This is a genomic window from Pseudomonas sp. ASL8 (assembly GCF_056680355.1).
Window position 1 is genome coordinate 819,020 of record NZ_CM155278.1, and the last position, 21,442, is coordinate 840,461.

16 protein-coding genes are annotated in these 21,442 nt (G+C 57.0%); 2 read left to right on the top strand and 14 right to left on the bottom strand.

Annotated elements, in window-relative coordinates:
- Window positions 1-20: 20 nt before the first annotated feature.
- The 5 genes from AC1MEA_RS03855 to AC1MEA_RS03875 all read right to left on the bottom strand — a co-directional run bounded on the left by AC1MEA_RS03855 (window position 21) and on the right by AC1MEA_RS03875 (window position 7,550).
- Window positions 21-1,088: an HD-GYP domain-containing protein gene (locus AC1MEA_RS03855; protein ID WP_449634855.1), complete on the bottom strand. Its 1,068-nt coding sequence runs from the start codon at window positions 1,086-1,088 to the stop codon at window positions 21-23.
- Window positions 1,085-4,648, bottom strand: coding sequence for a PAS domain S-box protein (locus tag AC1MEA_RS03860; protein ID WP_480916778.1), 3,564 nt, complete (start codon window positions 4,646-4,648; stop codon window positions 1,085-1,087). Before AC1MEA_RS03860 ends, AC1MEA_RS03855 begins: the two co-directional genes overlap by 4 nt.
- Before the next feature lie 465 nt (window positions 4,649-5,113).
- Window positions 5,114-6,043 carry a catechol 1,2-dioxygenase gene (catA, locus tag AC1MEA_RS03865; protein ID WP_480916779.1) on the bottom strand — a complete coding sequence of 310 codons (930 nt, stop codon included), beginning with the start codon at window positions 6,041-6,043 and terminating at the stop codon, window positions 5,114-5,116.
- Window positions 6,044-6,097: 54 nt separating this feature from the next.
- Window positions 6,098-6,388 carry a muconolactone Delta-isomerase gene (gene catC / locus AC1MEA_RS03870; protein ID WP_322177734.1) on the bottom strand — a complete coding sequence of 97 codons (291 nt, stop codon included), beginning with the start codon at window positions 6,386-6,388 and terminating at the stop codon, window positions 6,098-6,100.
- Between the two features lie 13 nt (window positions 6,389-6,401).
- Window positions 6,402-7,550, bottom strand: coding sequence for a muconate cycloisomerase family protein (locus AC1MEA_RS03875; protein WP_480916780.1), 1,149 nt, complete (start codon window positions 7,548-7,550; stop codon window positions 6,402-6,404).
- A gap of 138 nt (window positions 7,551-7,688) precedes the next feature.
- On the opposite strand from AC1MEA_RS03875, the gene AC1MEA_RS03880 reads away from it, so the two are divergent.
- Window positions 7,689-8,573, top strand: a complete 885-nt coding sequence (locus tag AC1MEA_RS03880) for a LysR family transcriptional regulator (protein WP_480916782.1) — start codon at window positions 7,689-7,691, stop codon at window positions 8,571-8,573.
- 75 nt (window positions 8,574-8,648) lie between these two features.
- On the opposite strand, the gene AC1MEA_RS03885 is transcribed toward AC1MEA_RS03880, so the two are convergent.
- From AC1MEA_RS03885 to AC1MEA_RS03925, 9 genes are all read right to left on the bottom strand, one after another.
- Complete coding sequence (locus AC1MEA_RS03885; RefSeq protein WP_219064286.1) at window positions 8,649-9,974, bottom strand: OprD family porin; 1,326 nt, start codon at window positions 9,972-9,974, stop codon at window positions 8,649-8,651.
- Between the two features lie 90 nt (window positions 9,975-10,064).
- Window positions 10,065-11,618: a galactarate dehydratase gene (gene garD / locus AC1MEA_RS03890; RefSeq protein ID WP_480916784.1), complete on the bottom strand. Its 1,554-nt coding sequence runs from the start codon at window positions 11,616-11,618 to the stop codon at window positions 10,065-10,067.
- 11 nt (window positions 11,619-11,629) lie between these two features.
- Entirely contained in the window at window positions 11,630-13,003 is a 1,374-nt protein-coding gene (locus AC1MEA_RS03895) for an MFS transporter (RefSeq protein WP_322177729.1), read from the bottom strand.
- Window positions 13,004-13,109: 106 nt separating this feature from the next.
- Window positions 13,110-14,555, bottom strand: a complete 1,446-nt coding sequence (locus AC1MEA_RS03900; protein WP_449634861.1) for an aldehyde dehydrogenase family protein — start codon at window positions 14,553-14,555, stop codon at window positions 13,110-13,112.
- A gap of 63 nt (window positions 14,556-14,618) precedes the next feature.
- Entirely contained in the window at window positions 14,619-15,530 is a 912-nt protein-coding gene (gene kdgD / locus AC1MEA_RS03905) for a 5-dehydro-4-deoxyglucarate dehydratase (RefSeq protein WP_219064290.1), read from the bottom strand.
- A 286-nt stretch (window positions 15,531-15,816) separates the two neighbouring features.
- On the bottom strand, window positions 15,817-16,566 hold the full coding sequence (locus tag AC1MEA_RS03910; RefSeq protein WP_219064291.1) for a FadR/GntR family transcriptional regulator: 750 nt from the start codon (window positions 16,564-16,566) through the stop codon (window positions 15,817-15,819).
- A 98-nt stretch (window positions 16,567-16,664) separates the two neighbouring features.
- Entirely contained in the window at window positions 16,665-18,401 is a 1,737-nt protein-coding gene (locus AC1MEA_RS03915) for an ABC transporter ATP-binding protein/permease (RefSeq protein WP_480916787.1), read from the bottom strand.
- A 98-nt stretch (window positions 18,402-18,499) separates the two neighbouring features.
- Complete coding sequence (locus tag AC1MEA_RS03920; protein WP_219064293.1) at window positions 18,500-19,060, bottom strand: response regulator transcription factor; 561 nt, start codon at window positions 19,058-19,060, stop codon at window positions 18,500-18,502.
- Entirely contained in the window at window positions 19,053-20,315 is a 1,263-nt protein-coding gene (locus tag AC1MEA_RS03925; RefSeq protein WP_219064294.1) for an ATP-binding protein, read from the bottom strand. The genes AC1MEA_RS03920 and AC1MEA_RS03925 overlap by 8 nt, the downstream gene beginning before the upstream one ends.
- A 262-nt stretch (window positions 20,316-20,577) precedes the next feature.
- Between AC1MEA_RS03925 and AC1MEA_RS03930 the strand changes: the two genes are divergently transcribed.
- Window positions 20,578-21,291 carry an SIMPL domain-containing protein gene (locus AC1MEA_RS03930; protein ID WP_480916788.1) on the top strand — a complete coding sequence of 238 codons (714 nt, stop codon included), beginning with the start codon at window positions 20,578-20,580 and terminating at the stop codon, window positions 21,289-21,291.
- The last annotated feature ends 151 nt before the right edge of the window (window positions 21,292-21,442 follow it).

Below are 21,442 nucleotides of genomic sequence, written 5' to 3' on the forward strand. Positions count from 1 at the left end.
GGTACTTTAAAAGCGAATGCCTAGGGTTCCTGTGGCTCCATATGGCTGTTATGTATCGCCAGAATAGCGGGCCAGTTCTTGTAGAAATGCTCAGCCACTGTCGGATCAAAGTGCTTGCCGGCGTTGTCCCCGATGTACGCGGCTGCGTCCTCGACCGGCCAGGCTTTCTTATAGGGGCGTGATGACGCCAAGGCATCGAAGACATCGGCCACCGCAACAATACGTCCTGCTTCAGGAATGGCTTCACCCTCCAGCCCGTTGGGGTAGCCACTACCGTCCCATTTTTCGTGATGGCTTAACGCGATAACGCGTGCCAGGCACAGTAACTCCGAATCCCCATGTTCCAGAATTTCCGCACCAATCGCCGCGTGGGTTTTCATCACCTCCCATTCTTCGGGTTCAAACTTACCGGCCTTGAGCAGAATCGAATCCGGAATACCAATCTTGCCGACATCGTGCATCGGGCTGGCGTGCAACAGTAGTTCACACTCGCTGTCCGTCCATCCCATGCTTTTGGCCAACAGTGCCGAATACAGACTCATTCGGACAATGTGCAGCCCCGTTTCGTTGTCGCGATATTCCGCTGCACGCCCAAGACAATGAACAACCTGTATACGTGCCTGGTACAGAGCATCTGTACGGTGCTGCACCATGCGTTCCAGCGTTGCTTTCTGGCTGTGCACTAATCGATGAGCCAGATGAGCGTCCAGTAAATTACGCACACGCATGAGTAGCTCAACACGTATAAAGGGCTTGATGACGAAATCCCGCGCACCTGCCGCCAGTGCTTTCAGCAGATAGTCCTGGCCGCATTGAGCGGTCAGCATAATGATGGGTGGCAACAAAGGGTCATCAAGCGCCTTAAGCTGCTCCATCACCTGATAGCCGTCCAGGTGCGGCATATTGATGTCGAGCAAAATAAGATCGGGTCGTAATTCCTTATAGCGCTCAAGAACCAGACGCGAATCCTGTATCAGAACCGGGCTGGAATATCCCTCACTGACCAGCATCTTGTGCAGCAGCTTAAGATTGGTCGTTTCATCGTCAATGACAAAAATACAAGAATGGTTAGTGGGCTGTGCGCTCATGTCTGAGCCTCCTTACTGTCAGCCAAACAGCCTTCTACCGTGCTCATGAGCAGGCCGAAGTCGATGGGCTTGGTGAGACATTTGGCGAAGCCGGCGGAAAGGGCTTTTTCGATGTCATGGGACATGGCATTAGCGGTCAGCGCGATAATTGGCGTTTTTTCAAGGCGCCCTTTCAGCACGTTGAGCAGCTTATAGCCGTCCATGCTCTGCATGTTCAGGTCTAGAAGTATTGCATCGGGCCGATAGGCTACCGCTAATTCAACACCTGACGGTGGTGTAACTGCGGTCACCAGGTGTAGATGGCTGTGCCTTGCAAACGCACCCGCCATCAACTTTACATTGACCGGATTATCATCAAGGTACAGCACACATTTTTCGCGCGAGGGCACAGTACCAACGGGTGTTGTATTGCCGACGTTGTTATTCGAATCGAGCCTCTCTTCTGTGGGTTGAGTGGGTAGCTCAATCCAGAAGGTCGTACCGACGCCCTCCTCGCTGACAACACCGACCGCCCCACCCATCAACGCTATCAAGCGACGAGAAATAGTGAGCCCGATACCGGTACCTTCAATGCCACTGTGTTCTGCGCCCAGTCGATTGAAGGGTTGAAACAGTTCGGGGACACGGTCAGATGGAATGCCGATTCCCGTGTCCGTCAGCGTGATTCTGAGTTTTTCATCATCAACAGGTTGTACGCCGACGCTAATATCACCGCCCTCACGGTTATATTTAACGGCGTTAGAAAGCAGGTTCAAAAGGACCTGTTTCAAACGCACCCGATCAGCACACACGACGATCCCCGCCGGGACATTGAGATGCAAAGTAATGTGCCTTGCTTCCGCCAGAATATGGATAAAACTCCAACATTCCTTAAGCAGGCTGGCCAGCTCAACTGCCTCGAGCGAGAGGCTGACATGCCCCGATTCAATGCTGGCTAAATCAAGCACTTCATTGATGAGTTCCAGCAGGTGTTTACCGCCTTTTAGAATCTCCTGGACACTGTCTTTCTGATCAGCGTTCAGGTCACTGTCACACTCGAGCATTTGTGCAAAACCAAGGACGGCGTTCATTGGCGTGCGCAGCTCGTGGCTCATGCTCGAGAGAAAATCAGATTTAGCCTGGTTCGCTTGATCGGCCGCTTTTCGGGCGTCGGCGAGCTCATTGCGGCGGGCCAGTTCTTCACTGAAGTCGGTGAAGATATTAAATAAATTCTGCAGGTCTCCTCGCTCGCCCCTGACGAAACCAATGCTGCTGGAGGAGATATAGACACTGCCATCCTTGCGCCGAATGGGGATGTAACCCACCCAGCTTTTACCCTCCGCTGCTGAACTTAACAGCTCAGTGGCGTAGGTCCCGGCAGTCTTCTCGGGCAGGAAAAGGGTGAAGGGTTGCCCGATACACTCTTTGTCTGAATAGCCTAGTTCTTGAGCATGCCGCTTATTCTGGTAAATAATCAGCCCTTGCCCATCGGTGATACTGACGCATTGACCACTGGCGTCGAACACGTTGCGAAACAGGGCCAAGCGTTGCTCGGCAATTTTGCGCGCCGTAATGTCCTGCACTTGATAGACGAAATGGACGTACTGCCCATCGTCGTTACGTACTGCCGAAATATTGAGCAACACCCAAACAATCCGTCCGCCCTTGGCGTAGTAACGCTTTTCGTGCTGCCAGTTCGACATTTCGCTACTGAGAAGTTTGCTTAAAAAAGCTTGGTCGACCGCGATGTCGTCAGGATGGGTCAAGGTTTTGAAATCGGTGGCGAGCAGTTCATCCTCACTAAAACCGAGCATTGAGCACAAGGCACCGTTGACCAACAACCAAGCGCCTGACAATGAGATCAAGGCCATGCCGATGCCAGACGCTTCGAACGCCCCACGAAAGCGAACTTCGCTTTCAGCTAACGCAATTTCGGCCATCTTGCGCACGTGAATATCTTGCACAACACCCAGCATGTGAAGAGCACCATCGGTCTCGTCACTGACGACAGCCCCTTTTTCTTGCAACCAATGCACCGTGTTGTCTGGCCACACGACTCGAAACTCAATTTCATAGGGTGAGCGGTTTTCAATGCTGACGTTAATGATGCGGGTCAGTTTTTGACGGTCATCAATATGCACCGCGATGAGAAAGTCGCCGTAGTCCCGCTTTAATACGCCTGCCGCAAAGCCAAAGAGTTGCAAGGTTCGGTCCGAACAGGAGACATCACCGTTCGCCAGTTTCACGTCCCATGTACCGATACTGGTGACTTCCTGACTCAAGCGAAGCCTTTCGTGGCTTAAGCGCAGCGCGTTTTCACTGCATTTCAATGCCGTAATATCCGTGCGAACGGACATGTATTGAACGGGTTTTCCGGCAGCGTCTAAAAAAGGGATGATCGTTGCATCAACCCAATAAATCTCACCATTCTTGGCTTTATTGCACAGCTCGCCGCGCCATGTTTTCCCGGCGCTGATGGTTCGCCACAAGTCTTGATAATAGGTTGAGTCGTGAACAGTTGACTTAATCAGCCTGTGATTTTTTCCCAGCAATTCTTTCCGGCTGTAACCACTGATCTGACAGAAGCGGTCATTCACATGCACAATATTGCCAGCCCCATCCGCGACGCTAATGATGGCGTGTTGATCGATCGCGGAACGCAACGCTTTAAGGCGGGCACGCGCTCGACGTGCATCCTCACGCACGCGAACAAAAGCACTTTTTACAGCACGATAACCCAACGCTTGCGAGCTGAGAGTCGCCACCAATAGCTCTAAGCCAACAGGCTCGATCAGAAAGCAAACACCGCTCGACACCTTGACCTGCGGCATCGTCTCAACGTCAGCGCCTCTTGTTAGAAAAATGACGGGTAATGAAGTATTTTCAGGTCGTTGCCGCGCGATGACCAAGAGCTCCCCGGCTGATAGGGAGGGCAAATGGGCGCTCGCCACCAAAACGTCGGGCTTGAAATGATTAACAGCGTCCAGCGCCGCCAGCGGGTCGGGGGTGGAGAACACACTAATGCCGACATCTCTTAAGGCTTCCGCCTTAGCGGTCAAGCTTGACTGATTGCAGTCAAGCAGAATGACGCGCAATGGGGTCGCGCTGCGCCGAGTCCGGGCTGCTTCGATGAGAGAAACGACACAATCGACATCCAGCGGGCACTGGGAAAAAAGACTGACCCCGAGTCGCTGCCACTCGATTTGATCCTGGACGCTATCCGCTGCGTCGGACAGCACAATCCACTCGGCTACATCGCGTGCGCGCTCACTTAACTCCCCACGCTCGACTGATGAGAGTGTGCAGAGCCACGACTGCTCTGTCAGCAGCACCTCTTGGCTGCCCGATAAAGAGGGGAGTAATTTGAGACTGCGACACTCACTCACCTCGAATTCTTTTAAATCGAGATGCGTTATAAGCGATGACATCTCAGCAGAGAATTCACCGAGCGTTATTATTCTCAAAGACTGGGTACCAACATCAATTCGTCGAACCGCACCAGGAGGGGCTAGACGGATTAGCCCATACTTTCCCCTGTAAAATGTCAGGTCATTAGAATGGCTATTCGCTACTGTGTCCATCGCTAAACGTGTCCCCACCCTCACTCGCATGGGCAGGCATCGGTCTCGTTGCGCAAAATTCAATGAAAATTAAATTTACATAACCTATTGAAAAATATGAATTTAATTCAAAATTTTCTTGAGGAGCACGTATAGCACTGACCCTTTTTTTGAGCGCATGCCTTTCGTCTATAGTACTTTGATCTAACCAAATTAAGCCTTGACGCCACCTATAATCGATAGCTACCTATCAAGAGTTTGATCAACGCAACTTCACCTGAATAAAGTCATACTACTCCCTTTAACTCATCTACTTTCGCACGTCGCCGCCTTAATAATCGACCCTGCGATACAGCAACTTTGCCAGCAAGCTATGTATATAACCACTCAGTATGTCACCTGTAATCCAATGCCTAAGTGCACCGGCCTGCCCCATACAAAAACAGGCGCCGAAGCACCTGTTTTTTTACAGTTTAAACCCCTCTATCAACTCTCCAGCGCGCGCACCCGCTCCATGCGACCTTGCTCTTGGGCCGCATCGGAGGATTGCACGGTGAAGTCGAAGTCGATTTCGGCGAAGCGGCCTTCGACACCATGGGCACGGGCGGCAGCCGGGTCTTCGCTGAAGCGAATGTCGGCGATCAGCTCATCACGAGTGGCGTAGGCGAAGTCGTCGTGCAGGTACTGCTCACCCGACAGGTTGATCTGGGTCGTCAAGTGGCGATGACCTGGGGCCGAGATGAAGAAGTGGATGTGCGCCGGACGCTGCCCGTGGCGACCCAGTTGGTCGAGCAGCTGTTGCGTTGGACCGTCCGGTGGGCAACCGTAGCCAGACGGCACGATGCTGCGAAAACGATAGTTGCCTTGGGCATCGGTCTCGATACGGCGACGCAGGTTGAACTCGGATTGCGTGCCGTCGAAGTACGAATACGTACCCCCGGTATTGGCGTGCCAGACATCGACAATGGCGTTGGCGACTGGTTTGCCATCCAGATCCTTGACCTGACCTTTCATGAACAACACGGTGCCGGCATCAGTGCCATCGTCCAGTCGCGCTTCGGCTTTGCTCAGAGGTGCACCGGCCACATACAACGGACCTTCGATGGTGCGCGGCGTGCCGCCTGACTTGCCTGCCTCTTCGTCTTCGGCGTCCATCACCAGGTCGAGGTAGTGCTCCAGGCCAAGGCCTGCAACCAGCAAGCCTGCTTCCTGGCGAGCACCCAGTTCATTGAGGTAGTTGACCGCTTTCCAGAACTCTTCCGGGGTCACGCTCAGCTCGTCGATGATGTTTACCGTGTCTTTCAGAATGCGATGCACCAGCGCCTTGACCCGTGGGTTACCCGCGTCATTGAGCTGACCACTGGCTTCCTTCAGGAATTGCTGGACGCCTTCGGTTTGAGCAATTTTTACAGTCATTATCAGAGCCTCAAATTTTATATTTATTAGGAAGCACGCAAGCACGGGAGTCGGCTATCGGTCGTCTTCGCGAATCGATGAAGGGTGACGGCACAAGGCATTCACTTCGATGGCCATGTACGGATACAACGGCAATTGCATCAGCAGGTCGTGCAGTTCCTGAACGCTGTCGACGTCGAACACGCTGTAGTTGGCGTACAACCCGGCGATGCGCCAGATGTGTCGCCACTTGCCGGATTCCTGCAGACGCTGGGAGAGCGCTTTTTCTTCAGCCTTGAGCCGGACGACCTTTTCCGGGTCCTCGTCGAGCGGGATATTCACGGTCATTTTTACGTGGAACAACATGTTGATGGCCTCCTCAGGCAAGGCTGATGGCAGCGGACGTCTTGTCACGGCGGAAGAACGCCAAGCGCTCTTCATCCAGGCTCAAACCCAGGCCTGGCGTGCGTGGAACGTGCAGTTGGAAATCGCGGTAGACCAGCGGTTGGGTCAAAATATCTTCGGTCAGTAACAGTGGCCCGAACAGCTCGGTGTCCCAGGTGAGTTTGGCAAGGGTCAGGAACGCGTGAGCAGAAGCCAGCGTGCCGATGCCACCCTCGAGCATGGTGCCGCCATACAGACCGATACCTGCCGCTTCGGCGATCGCAGCGGTACGCAACACGGCACGTGGGCCGCCGTTCTTGGCGATCTTCAGGGCGAACACCGAAGCCGCGCCTTCGCGGGCCAGGTTGAAAGCATCTTCAACACATTCGATGGATTCGTCAGCCATGATCGGTGCCGGGCTGCGCGCATTCAGACGGGCCATGCCCGCACGGTTATTGCGCGAGATCGGTTGCTCGATCAGGTCAATGCCGTTGTCGGCCAATACCTGACAAGCACGAATTGCCACGGCTTCATCCCACGCCTGATTGACGTCGACCCGCACACTGGCGCGGTCGCCCAAGGCGTGTTTGATCGCGATAACGTGGGCCAGATCCTTGTGTACTTCTCCGGCACCGATTTTCAATTTGAAGATCCGGTGGCGGCGGATATCGAGCATTTTTTCGGCTTCGGCAATGTCACGCGCCGTGTCGCCGCTGGCCAGGGTCCAGGCCACTTGCAACGCATCGCGGACCCGGCCGCCGAGCAGCTCGCTGACGGGCAGACCCAAACGCTTGCCTTGCGCATCGAGCAGTGCGCTTTCGATCCCGGATTTGGCGAAGGTGTTGCCCTTGGCAGCGCGATCAAGGCGCAGCATGGCGGCGTTGATATTGCCCGCATCCTGGCCGACCAGCAGGGGCGCCAAGTGCGTGTCGATGTTGGTTTTGATGCTTTCCGGACTTTCGTTGCCGTAGCTCAGGCCACCAATAGTCGTGGACTCGCCGATGCCTTCGACACCGTCGGAACAGCGCACCCGAATCACCACCAGTGTCTGATTCTGCATCGTGTGCATGGCCAGCTTGTGCGGGCGGATGGTCGGCAGGTCGACGATAATCGTCTCCAGCGACGTGATCACGGTAGAAGTCATTTCAATACCCATCAGGTTCTTTTGTTTTCAACCTTGATATTGAGCCGACCTTTTTAGCCTTTCCAATATAGAATTAGTCTCATTCGATACTTTAAAGGTATGCAGAAGCCCCTCACGTGGCGCTGCCAAGGAGTCCCTATGGAGCTTCGCCATCTGCGTTACTTTCAGGTACTCGCCGAGACCCTGAACTTCACCCGCGCCGCAGAGCGGCTGCACATCGCTCAGCCACCGTTGAGCCGGCAAATCCAACAGCTTGAAGATGAACTCGGGGTTGTACTGCTGGAGCGCGGTCGCCCGTTGCGCCTGACCGAGGCCGGGCGTTATTTCTACGAACACTCCCATACCCTGCTCAATCAACTTGCCACCGTTTGCGACAACACTCGGCGCATTGGCGCTGGCCAGAAGACGTGGATGGGGATCGGCTTCGCACCTTCGACCCTGTATGGCGTGTTACCCGAGTTGATTCGGCGACTGCGCAGCGATGAGCAGCTTGATCTGGAACTGGGGCTGTCGGAAATGACCACTCTGCAGCAAGTGCAGGCCTTGAAAGCCGGACGCATCGACATCGGTTTTGGTCGGATTCGCATCGACGATCCGGCGATCCATCAGCGCATCCTCACCGAAGACCGGCTTGTCGCCGCTCTCCCCGCCGGCCATCCGCTGCTCGCGGGACCCGCCACACTCGCGCAACTGGCACGCGAGCCTTTTGTGCTGTATCCCGGCAACCCGCGACCCAGCTATGCCGACCACATCCTGGCGCTATTCGCCGCCCACGGCCTGAGCATCAACGTCGCGCAATGGACCAACGAAATGCAGACGGCGATTGGTTTGGTAGGCGCAGGCATCGGCATCACCCTGGTGCCCGCCTCAGTGCAATTGCTGCACCGGGTAGACATTGGCTACACCACCTTGTTCGAATCGAACGCGACCTCGCCCATCATCCTCAGCCGCCGCGTGGGTGATGTAACGCCCAGCCTGACGCATTGCTTGAGTTTGATTGATGAGTTGTTGGTGAGCCGTTGACAGGCTTTTGCGCGTGCACCTGAGCCCTCATCGCAGGCATGCCAGCGATGAGGGCTCTGCACAGTCGAACTGCCGTTAGAACAACGCCAGGGTGTAGCTGAGGATCACGCGGTTTTCGTCTTGCTGGTTCTGCCCAGGGATGTTGTTGCGCCACATGGCGTTTTTCCACATCACACCAAAGCCTTTCAGCGTACCAGCCGGCACAACATAGGCCAGGGTCAGGTCGCGCTCCCACTCGCTGGCGCTGGTGGTCGGAGTATCGATATCGTCACCTTTAAGGTAGACGATGCCGGCAGTTGCGCCCGGCAGACCGACTGTGGCGAAGTCATAAGCGTAACGAGCTTGCCAGGTTTTTTCCCCGGCACGGCCAAACTTCTGGATCTGCATGTCGGTGATGGTGCCGTTGGACGAACCGTCACCCTGGTTCAGCCAAGGGAAGTCGCTGTCGCCGTTGCTGACCTGATAACCGCCACCGAAGGTATGCCCCGCGAGGGTGTAAAGGAACAGGCCGCTGTACAGGTTGTTGTCGACTTTACCCTTGGTCACTTTGCCGCCGTAGAAACCGGTGGTGAAGTAGGCGGGGTCGTGACTGTTAGCGCCGTCATCCTTGCTGTTGAAGTAGCGGATGTCGCTCTTCAGTACACCTGGACCGATGGACCAGTTGTGGACCAGACCAAGGAAGTGTTGCTTGTAAAAGTCTTCCAGGTTGCCGTAGTAGTACTGCAATGTCAGGTCTTTGGTCAGCTTGTAATCGCCACCGGCATACATGAATTTGTTACTGAATCGGCCGGTAATCGGGTTGTTCGCACCACCGATGGACAGGTTCTCGTTGTTGCTGGAGTTACGGCCTTTAACCTGTTCGATCTGACCGCCAACCAGCGTCAGGTCAGTGATATCGGCCGACGTGATTTGGCCGCCCTGCCAGGTTTGCGGCAACAGACGACCATCGTTGGTGACGATGACCGGGTTCTTCGGCTGCAAAGTACCCAGCTTCAGTTCGGTCTTGGAGATCTTGGCCTTGGCGGTCAGGCCCAGGCTCGAGAAATCATCAACCGCGTGGTCGCCGTCACTCGGGAACACGATACCGCCATAGTTGTTACCGGTCGGGTTGCCGTGCTTCGCGGTGCTTGAGTCCAGTTTGACCCCCAACATGCCGATTGCATCAACGCCGAAACCAACAAGACCCTGGGTATAACCCGACGTGAAATCAAGCTGGAAACCTTGGCCCCATTCCGCTTGATAGTTGTTGTTTTTGGCCGTGATGCCATCACGGTTATCTTGGTTGATGTAGAAATTGCGCAGCTTCAGATTGGCTTTGCTGTCTTCGAGAAAACCAGCTGCACCCGCTTGCTGGGCTACGACAGCTGTCACTACAGCAAGCGCCAGGTTGGACTTTTTCATTGCTTTACTCCGCTCTTGGATCTTTTTTTGTTGTTTTACGTCCTGAACAATCACTATTCAGGGCCTTACTGATCACTCTGCAAACGAACATCACGTAATCGGTGCCGGGTTGAACAAGGTGATGTCGTTGTGTAGCCGTAGCGCTTCGGCGCAGGTTTTTTTCTTGCCGCTGGCAACGTCCAGGTAGAAGTGGAACAACTCCCACCCCAGGTCCTCGATGCTCGCGCGGCCTGTGGCGATGCGCCCGGCATCGATGTCGATCAGGTCCGGCCAGCGCTGGGCCAGCTCGGTGCGAGTCGAGACTTTCACCACCGGCGCCATGGCCAAACCGTAGGGCGTGCCGCGCCCCGTGGTGAACACATGCAGGTTCATCCCGGCCGCCAGTTGCAACGTGCCGCAGACAAAGTCGCTGGCCGGTGTCGCGCAGAAGATCAGCCCTTTGCGCTTGAACCGTTCGCCAGGGCCGAGCACGCCGTTGATTGCGCTGCTGCCGGATTTGACGATGGAGCCCAGGGACTTCTCGACGATGTTCGACAACCCGCCCTTCTTGTTGCCTGGCGTGGTATTGGCGCTGCGATCCGCTTCGCCCTTGGCGAGGTAACGGTCGTACCAGTCCATTTCACGGACCAGTTCTTGCGCCACTTCTTTGGTTTCGGCCCGGGAGGTCAGCAGGTAAATAGCGTCGCGCACTTCGGTGACTTCGGAGAACATCACCGTCGCCCCGGCACGCAACAACAGATCCGAAGCGAAGCCCAGCGCCGGGTTGGCGGTGATGCCACTGAACGCATCGCTGCCGCCGCACTGCATGCCCAGAATCAGCTCGGACGCCGGTACGGTTTCGCGACGACGCTGATCGAGCTTTTTCAGGCGCACTTCAGCCATCGCCATGATCTCCTCGATCATTTCGACGAAGCCGTGGCTGGAGTCCTGCAGGCGATACAGCCAGGGGTCATCGAGATCCACCGAGCTGTCGTTTTCATGCATGACCTGCCCCGGCTGCAATTTCTCGCAGCCCAGACTGATCACCAGGGCCTCGCCGCCCAGGTTCGGGTTGCGCGCCAGATTGCGCACGGTGCGAATCGGGATATAAGCGTCAGTCGCGGTGATCGCCACGCCACAGCCGTAGCTGTGGGTCAGCGCCACCACGTCATCGACGTTCGGGTACTTGGGCAACAACTCATCGCGGATGCGTTTGACTGCATGATCGAGCACACCCGTCACGCACTGCACGGTAGTGGTGATGCCAAGGATATTGCGCGTACCGACAGTACCGTCGGCGTTGCGATAACCCTCAAACGTGAAACCTTCCAGCGGCGCCTGTTTTTCCGGCACGTCAGTGGACAGTGGCAGGCTGTCCAGCGGTGGTGCGGATGGCATACGCAGTTGATCTTCCCTGACCCAGCTGCCGCGTGGAATCGCTTGCAAGGCATAACCGATGGTTTGCCCGTAACGGATCACCGGCTGGCCTTCGGCGATGTCCACCAGATTGACCTTGTGGCTTTGCGGCACGTTATCGAGGGTCACCAGGCCGTTGTCGAACCGGGTCCCGGCCGGGACGCCTTGGTCGTTGACCACAACCGCCACGTTGTCGAGTTCGTGCAAGCAGATGTAACGCGGCGAATCGGCATGTTGAATCAGGTTCATCACGGTTTTCCTCAGGATTTGGCTTGAGAAAGTGTGCCGGCGTTGTCACCGGTCAAAGGCCCCTTGGCTGGCGGCTCGGTCAAGACGACACGTTTGATTGGGCCGACGATCACCAGGTAGCTGAACACTGCTACCAGCGCGTTGGCGCCGACGTACACCAAGGCCCATTTGAACGAGCCGGTGGCGCTGATGATGTAGCCAATCACGATCGGGGTAGTGATCGAAGCGATGTTGCCGAACATGTTGAACAGGCCACCGCTCAAACCGGCGATCTGTTTCGGCGAGGTGTCGGACACCACCGCCCAACCCAACGCGCCGACGCCTTTGCCGAAGAAAGCCAGGGCCATGAAGCCGACCACCATCCATTCGATATCAACGTAGTTACAGGCAACGATGGAGGTCGAGAGCAGCAGACCACCAATGATCGGCGCCTTGCGGGCAAAGGTCAGGGAGTGGCCTTTACGCAACAGGTAGTCGGAAATGATCCCGCCCAACACCCCACCGATAAAGCCGCAGATGGCGGGCAGCGAAGCAATGAAGCCTGCCTTGAGGATGGTCATCCCGCGCTCCTGAACCAGGTACACCGGGAACCATGTCAGGAAGAAGTAGGTGATGCCGTTGATGCAGTATTGGCCCAGATAAACGCCCAGCATCATGCGGTTGGTCAACAGCTGTCGCACGTAGTCCCACTTCGGACCACCGCTGGCGCCTTTGCCTTTGTCCTGATCCATGTCGACCATGCCGCCGTTGTTGGCGATATGGTTGAACTCGGCTTCGTTGATCTTCGGGTGATTGCGCGGGCTGTGGATAACTTTCAGCCAGATCAGCGAAAACAAAACGCCGACGCCGCCCATGACCACGAACACATGCTGCCAGCCGTAGGTGTAGACGATCCAGCCCATCAGCGGCGCGAACAGCACGGTGGCGAAGTATTGCGCAGAGTTGAAGATGGCCGAGGCCGTGCCGCGTTCAGCGGTCGGGAACCAGGCAGCCACAATGCGGGCGTTGCCGGGGAAGGATGGCGCTTCAGCCAGACCGACCAGGAAGCGCAGCATGAACAGCGCAACGATGGCGGTCGAGACACCGAACTCACCGACATAGCCTTGCAGCACGGTGAACAGCGACCACGTAAAGATGCTCAAGGCATAGACTCTCTTCGAACCGAAACGGTCGAGCAGCCAGCCGCCAGGGATCTGACCGGCCACGTAGGCCCAGCCGAACGCAGAGAAGATATAACCGAGGGTGACGGCGTCGATGCCGAGGTCTTTTTGCAGGCTGGAGCCCGCGATCGCGATGGTTGCACGGTCGGCATAGTTGATCGTGGTCACCAGAAAAAGCATGAGCAAAATCAAATAGCGGACGTGAGTCGGCTTGGTCTGTTGCATGTACATGTGCTCCCACTAATTATTTTTTTGTGCGGGTAAAACATTTTTTACGTGTTGCTCATGTAGGCGCTGCCGAAGGCTGCGGCAGCGCCTACAGATCGTCTATTTACGAACCGATGTAGCTGGTTTTTACGACGGTATAGAACTCTTGCGCATAGCGACCTTGCTCACGCGAACCGTAGGACGAACCCTTACGACCACCGAACGGCACGTGGTAATCGACACCGGCCGTTGGCAGGTTGATCATCACCATCCCGGCCTGTGAATGACGCTTGAAGTGGTTGGCGTACTTCAGCGACGTCGTCGCGATGCCCGCCGACAGACCGAACTCAGTGTCGTTAGCCATGGCCAGCGCTGCTTCGTAATCCGCGACGCGAACAATGTTCGCAACCGGACCAAAGACTTCCTCCTTGCTGATGCGCATTTCCGCGGTGCTGTCCGCGAACAGGGTCGGTGCCAGGAAGTAACCTTCGGTGTCGCAAGTGACCAGCTCACCACCGGTTACCAGACGCGCGCCTTCATCCTGCGCGATGGCAACGTAGCTCATGTCTTGATCAAGCTGGGCCTTGGACACGACCGGACCGATATCGATACCGGACTTCAGCGCGTGGCCGACCTTGATCGAACGCATGCGCTCGGCCATGGCTTCGACGAACTTGTCGTGAATGCCAGCCGTCACGATAAAGCGGCTGGAAGCGGTGCAACGCTGGCCGGTGGAGTAAAACGCGCTCTGTACCGACAGCTCGACCGCTTGTTTGAGGTCCGCGTCATCGAGAATGACCTGCGGGTTCTTGCCACCCATTTCCAGTTGCACTTTGGCCTGACGCGCGATGCAATCGACCGCGATCTGGCGACCAACGCCGACCGAACCGGTGAAGCTGATGCCATCGACCTTGCGGCTTTTAACCATCACGTCACCGACCACACGCCCACTGCCCATCACCAGGTTGAACACACCCGCCGGGAAGCCTGCACGGGAGATGATTTCAGCCAGTGCCCAGGCACAACCCGGAACCAGATCCGCAGGCTTGATCACGACGCAGTTGCCGTAGGCCAGCGCCGGAGCGATCTTCCAGGCCGGAATGGCAATCGGGAAGTTCCACGGAGTGATCAGTCCGACCACACCCAGGGCTTCGCGAGTTACTTCAACGTTGACGCCCGGACGTACCGACGGGATGTAGTCACCGGAGATACGCAGGCATTCGCCGGCGAAGAATTTGAAGATGTTACCGGCGCGGGTCACTTCGCCAATCGCTTCAGGCAAGGTCTTGCCTTCTTCACGGGCAAGCAAGGTACCAAGCTCTTCGCGACGGGCGAGGATTTCGCTGCCAACCTTGTCCAGCGAGTCACTACGCGCCTGAATACCGGACGTCGACCAGGCCGGGAATGCGCCGCGGGCTGCGTCAATGGCGGCATTGACCTGCGCCACGTCGGCCTGGGCGTATTCACCGATCACGTCCGACAGGTCGGACGGGTTGATGTTGGAAGAGTAGGTCGCACCGGCAACCCACTCACCGCCAATGTAGTTATCGAAACGCTTTGAATCAGACACAGACATTCTCCTGGAAAAGGCAAAAAACCGCTGACGGATCAGCGGCCTTGATTCATGCGATTTTTACTGCGCGCCCTGCTTGTCCATCAGCGCAGCCAGCATTTCGAACTCATCAGGTGTCAGGTCGGTCAGTGGGGTGCGTACCGGACCGGCGTCGTAGCCGGCGATTTTCGCGCCCGCCTTGACGATGCTGACCGCGTAACCCGATTTGCGGTTGCGGATGTCCAGGTAAGGCAGGAAGAAGTCATCAATCAGCTTGCCGACAGTGGCGTGGTCGTCACGGGCAACGGCGTGATAGAAGTCCATCGCCATTTTCGGCAGGAAGTTAAACACCGCCGAGGAGTAGACCGGAACGCCCAGCGCCTTGTAGGCGGCAGCGTAGACTTCGGCGGTCGGCAAGCCACCCAGGTAGCTGAAACGATCACCCAGGCGACGGCGGATCGACACCATCAGTTCGATGTCACCCAGACCGTCTTTGTAGCCGATCAGATTTGGGCAGGTCTCAGCCAGACGCTCCAGCAGCGGCGCGGTCAGGCGGCAGACGTTACGGTTGTAAACGATCACGCCGATGTTGACCGACTTGCACACGGCTTCAACGTGGGCGGCAACGCCGTCCTGGCTGGCTTCAGTCAAGTAGTGCGGCAGCAACAGCAAGCCTTTGGCGCCCAGGCGTTCGGCTTCTTGAGCATATTCGATGGCTTGACGGGTAGAACCACCGACACCGGCCAGGATCGGCACACTGGTGGCGCAGGTGTCTACAGCCGTCTTGATCACTTCGGAGTATTCGCTGGCCGCCAGGGAGAAGAACTCACCGGTGCCGCCAGCGGCGAACAAGGCAGTAGCGCCGTACGGGGCCAGCCACTCAAGACGCTTGATATAGCCCGCGCGATGGAAATCGCCCTGAGCATTGAAATCGGTGACCGGGAAAGACAGCAGGCCGGAAGAGAGGATGGACTTCAGTTCTTGTGGATTCATTATTTGAACACCCTGGATAGCAAATGTGGAGGAAGCACATCAGCTCCAAACTGATGTCGTACGTCATCGTACAACTGAAAATAAGATCACTCAATAGAGATTTGCGGGAATTTGATTTGGGGGCGTGAGGGCCGATCAGCGGTCAGGGAAACTGCATCGACCCAAATGTAGGAGCTGCCGAAGGCTGCGATCACCCCGGGGTCGCGTCCGACGGGACCGGATGCGACGGTTGATCGTGTGAAGGCCGTTCCGGCCTTATCGCAGCCTTCGGCAGCTCCTACAGGAGTTAAGCTTGCTGCTGTTCTGCCTGTTCATGGGCATGACGCAAGCGTTCGCGGCTGTTGGTCAGGTGCAGACGCATGGCCGCGCGGGCAGCGTCGGAGTCCTGGCGGGCGATGGCCTCAAAGATTTCTTCGTGCTCACGGCTCAAGCGGTTCAGGTAGCGCTGTTGGTCATCATGAGCCAGACGCGCCGAATTGATCCGGGTACGCGGAATGATGCTGGTACCCAGATGGGTCATGATGTCGACGAAGTAGCGGTTACCGGTGGACAAGGCAATCTGCAGGTGGAACTGAAAATCTGATGCTACCGCATCACCGGCCTGCGACGCACTTTCAATCAGGGCATCCAGCGCAGCACGCATGGCGACCAGTTGCTCAGGGGTGCGACGTTGCGCGGCCAACCCTGCGGACTCCACCTCAAGGCTGATGCGCAACTCAAGAATCGCCAGCACATCACGCAAGGTGACAATGGTCGCCGGATCGATTCGAAAGCCGCTCGGGCTCGGCGTGTCCAGCACGAAAGTGCCGATGCCATGCCGGGTTTCCACCAGCCCGGACGCCTGCAAACGCGAGATCGCCTCGCGCACCACCGTCCGGCTGACGCCCTGCTCTTGCATGATCGCCGACTCTGTCGGCAACTTGTCTCCGCGCTTCAATTGGCCGTCGCGAATCCGTTCAGACAGTTCAGTGACCAATTCCTGAGCGAGGCTGCGGTGCTTTCTGCGAACGCGGGGCGCAGGACTCTGATTATCCATGTCGAACATTTGTCCCAAGGCGATGAAAAACACATGATAGCTCAACCGGGTTGTACGATAACACTCGTAACAACTCGGCCGGTTTCAGGTTATTGGTTTCAAACAACCACTTCAGGATGAGATTGCTCGCGCAGTTGCCCACCGTCAATGCGCAGATGCCGTCGATGGAAGCGCTTGAGACTGCTGCTATGGCCGATACTGAGCAAGGTCACGCCCGGCAACTCGTCGATCAGCGCCTGGTACAGAGCCGCCTCGTCTTCCTCGTCCATGGCTGAAGTTGCTTCATCCAGGTACAGCCAACTGGGTGCATAGAGCAACGCACGGGAGAAAGCCACACGCTGTTGTTCGCCTGGGGACAACATGCGCTGCCAGTGATCACTTTCATCCAGACGCGGTACCAGGTGCATCAAGCGACAGGTTTCAAGCACCTGAGCAAAGCGCTCGACGGGATACGCTTCCGGCGCCTGTGGATAACTTAACGCTTCGCGCAGTGTGCCAATGGGCAAATATGGCCGCTGCGGCAAAAACAGATAACGCTCGGCGGGCAGCTTCACGCTGCCCAGCCCATCGCTCCACAACCCACCCAACGCTCGCAGCAGGGTACTTTTGCCGCTGCCGGAACGACCGCTGAGCATGACCCGGTCACCGCGAACGATGTTCAGGCTGGCGCCAGCCAACAGTTCACGGCCATCAGCCAGGTTCAGCGCCAGATTGTCAAAATGCAGGCCATCACCGTCTCGGTCCAGCTTGATGGTTGAGGTGCGCGCTTCATTGTCCGCCATGCCCTGCCGGAAGCTCAGCAATCGGTCACACGTGGCGCGCCACGAGGCCAGTGTGGTGTACGCCTCGATGAACCAACTGAAGTTCTCTTGCACGTTGCCGAATGCAGAATTGATCTGCATCAGACCGCCCAGCTCAATCGAGCCGGAGAAATAACGCGGTGACGCCACGACGAAAGCAAACACGGTGGCAATCTGGGAATAGCCCGCAGTGAAGAAGGTCAGCCGCTTGGAGACCTTCATGACGTTCCAGTAGTTGCTCCAGATCATGCCGAAGCGTGCGCTCAAGCGCTTGTTTTCATTAGGCTCACCGTTGGAGAACGCAATGCTTTCGGCATTTTCGCGAACCCGTACCAGGGCGAAACGCAAATCGGCTTCGTAGCGTTCTTGCTGGTTGCTCAGCTTGATCAAACGCTGCCCAATTTTGTGGGTCAGCCAGCTGCCAACCACCGCATACACAAGCGCGGCCCAAAACATGTAGCCGGGAATCGTGATGCCAAACAGCTCGATACTGCCCGATACGCCCCACAGAATGATCGAGAACGACACCAGACTGACCACGGTCCGGATCAAACCCAGCGCGAGACTCAGGGTGCTGGTGGTAAAACTGTTGAGGTCTTCGGACAGCCGTTGGTCAGGGTTATCGGTGTAGCCGTGTTGCTCCAACTGGTAGTAGTTCTTGTGGCTGAGCCATTTGGTAAAGTGCTGCTCGGTCAGCCAGCGACGCCAGCGGATGGTCAGCATCTGCGTCAGATAGAGACGGTACACCGCCCCCAGAATCGCCACCGTGGCGATGCCGCAGAAGTACAGAATCAGGTGGGTAAACGCCGCCAGGTCTTTCTCTTGCAGCGCGTTATAAAAGTCTTTGTACCAGCTGTTGATCATCACTGAGATCGCCACGCTGAACAGCGAAAGCGCGATCACGGAGACCAGCAGTAGCCAGGCCATGCCCTTTTCTTCACTGCGCCAGTACGGCGTTATCAGCTTCCAGACGCGGCGGAAGAACTCTCCGCGTACGGCGTCATTGACCGCAGAATACTCGGCGTTGCGATTCATTATTCAGGCTCGATTGGGATAGAGAACTCGCGTCGGGCCGATCATAGATGATCGGCTTGCTGCTTCGCGAAGTCCTGAGACATTCGTTCAGTCCCCGTTCAGCGCCGAACCGGCCGCTTCTGCAATTTACGCTGCAGGGTACGCCGGTGCATGCCCAGCGCCCGCGCCGTCGCGGAAATATTGCCTTCGTGCTCAGTCAGCACACGTTGAATGTGCTCCCACTGCAGGCGATCCACCGACATCGGGTTTTCTGGCACCAGCGTATCCAGATCAGCGTGCTCGGACAGCAAGGCCGCCAGCACATCATCGGCGTCGGCCGGTTTGCACAGGTAGTTGCAGGCGCCGCGCTTGATCGCTTCGACGGCGGTGGCGATGCTCGAATAACCGGTGAGGATCACCACGCGCATTTCCGGGTCGATTTCCAGCAGCTTGGGCAGCAGAACCAAACCGGAGTCGCCATTCATTTTCAGGTCGAGCGCAGCGTATTCAGGCACGTCATTCAAGGCCAGGGCCAGCCCTTCCTCTGCCGAACCTGCGGTGCTGACGCGGAAACCACGGCGGCTCATAGCCCGCGCCATCACGCGGGTGAAGGTGGCGTCATCGTCTACCAGCAATAAATGCGGCAGTTCTTCGCCTTCCACTTGGATCTCGTCACTCATGCTTGTCTCCTCGGGCGCCACAGGGCAGGCGAAGCTCAGTGAGCGTCCCGCCTTCCTCATGACTGTAGAGTTTTACCGAGCCACCTGCGCGGGTCACGCTGGCCTTGCTCAAAAATAGGCCGAGGCCGAAGCCTTTGCCTTTGGTGGTAAAAAACGGTTTGCCAATTTGTTCGGCGATTGCCGGCGGCACACCCGCCCCATGGTCACGAATACTGATGCAGATTTCTTCGGCGTCCCAGCCCAGATGCACTTCCAGCCCTTCCGGACAGGCATCGGCGGCGTTGTTCAGCAGATTGAGCAATGCCTGAGTCAAGTCCGGCGGCGGCGCCAGGCGTGGCACCGTGCCTTGGCCCAGGCGCTGGAAGCGATAGCTGGCTTCAGGGCGCATCAGGTGCCAGCGGTTCAGGGCTTCGTCCAGCCAATCAGTGACGTCTTGTTCATCGATCGCCAATCGGCGGTTGGCTTCAGCCGCGCGCACCAGTTGTTGCAGGGTTTGCTTGCACTGTTGGACCTGCTCTTGCAGCACGCCGAGGTCTTCCTGTAACAGCGGATCGCTATGGTCCTGGCGCATTTCCTTGATCAACACGCTCATGGTCGCCAAGGGTGTACCCAATTCGTGGGCCGCGCCAGCTGCCTGGGTCGCGACGGCCAACAATTGTTGATCATGCAGGCCCTCCTCCCGACGCTCTGCACGCAGCTGCTCCTGACGCCGCAGCTCCTCGGCCATCTTCGCCGCGAAGAAAGTAATGACCGCCGCCGCCAGAGCAAAGCTCAGCCACATGCCATAGATCTGCATGTTCTCGCGGGCGATGGGAAAGGTGCCCATCGGATAGAACTGCACCAGTAACAGTGTGTAGCTGACCAGCGCCAGGCCCGAGAGCATCAGCGAGTACAGCCACGGCAAGGTCACTGCGGCAATAGTCAGCGGCACCAGATAATAGGAAACAAACGGGTTGGTCGATCCGCCGGAGAAAAACAGCAGCACGCTGTGGATCAGCATGTCGAATGCCAGCTGCACGGCGTATTCCAGCTCGGTAACCGGCCACGACGTGCGCAGACGAATGGCCGTCATCACGCACAGGACCATGGAGAACCCGAGGGTGATCGCCAATGGCAGCCACGGCAGCGGCAGCAAGTCGAACAAATAGGCAATACCCACCGAACCCGCTTGCGCGGCCAGTACCAACGTACGGATAACGGTAAGGCGCCACAGGTTCTGGCGGGTAGCTGAAAGCAGTTGAACGGGGGCGAGCATGAGCTCTCCTGATGAGCGCAGCAGGCGGATCGCAGCGAGTATAACCAAGCAGAGGTGAAAACAGCGAAAACTGCGTCAAAGCGCCACATACGCTGAAAAGATGCACACGAGCCCGGTACAGGCTGTGGGGAGCGAATTCATTCATAAATGAATTCGTTCTCACAGGGGAATGGCTGCCGGAACCTGAAGGGTTCGTCTACAGTCTGATAGTTTTCCGGGTGACGGTTACCCGTCGCAGCCGGTTCGTTAACAAGGAGTTTTTATGCTTAGGCTTCGCCCCACTGCCGCCCTCTTCGCCCTTGGCGCCGCAACGCTTGCCAGTCTGCCTGCGTTGGCTGAAGAGGTTCATTACAATCAGGTTTCCGTACGTGCCGAAGTCAGCCAGGAAGTCCAACGCGACTTGATGATGGTCACGCTGTACAGCGAAGCGCAGGACACGGATCCGGCCAAACTGGCTGCACAAATCACCGAAACCATGAATAAGGCCCTCGGCCAGGCGCGTCAGGTCAAGGACATCACGATTCGTCAGGGCAGCCGCAACAGCTATCCGATCTATGATGACAAAGGCCAGAAAATCACCGGCTGGCGCGAACGCTCCGAATTGCGCCTCGAGAGCGCGGACTTTGCCGCACTCTCCAAGCTGACCGGCGAACTGCTGGAGGATTTGAAAATGGGCGGCATGGACTTCGCCATCTCCCCTCCCACGCGTAAAGCCAGCGAAGACACCCTGCTCAAGGACGCCGTCGCCGCCTTCAAAAACCGTGCGCAGCTGGTAACCGACGCCTTGGGTGGCAAGGGTTACAAACTGGTCAACCTGAACCTCAATACGTCGGGTTATCCACAGCCATACCAACGCGCCCCCGTCATGATGATGAAAGCCGCCCGCGCCGAGTCAGCCCCCACTCCGGAAGTCGAAGCCGGTACCAGCCAGGTCAGTGTCAACGCCGATGGCGTGATCGAAGTGTTGATGCAGTGATGCAATCACGGCGGCAGCCGCTGGTTGCCGCCGTTTTCTATTCTTCCCCGCCCACATTCCGCCCTCCCGCCCGACCGTTGCCCTACAGCACTCGCTGCTCCGCCTGATTGGCATCCATTGCGCAAACCGTAAACTCCATCCCCGCAACACT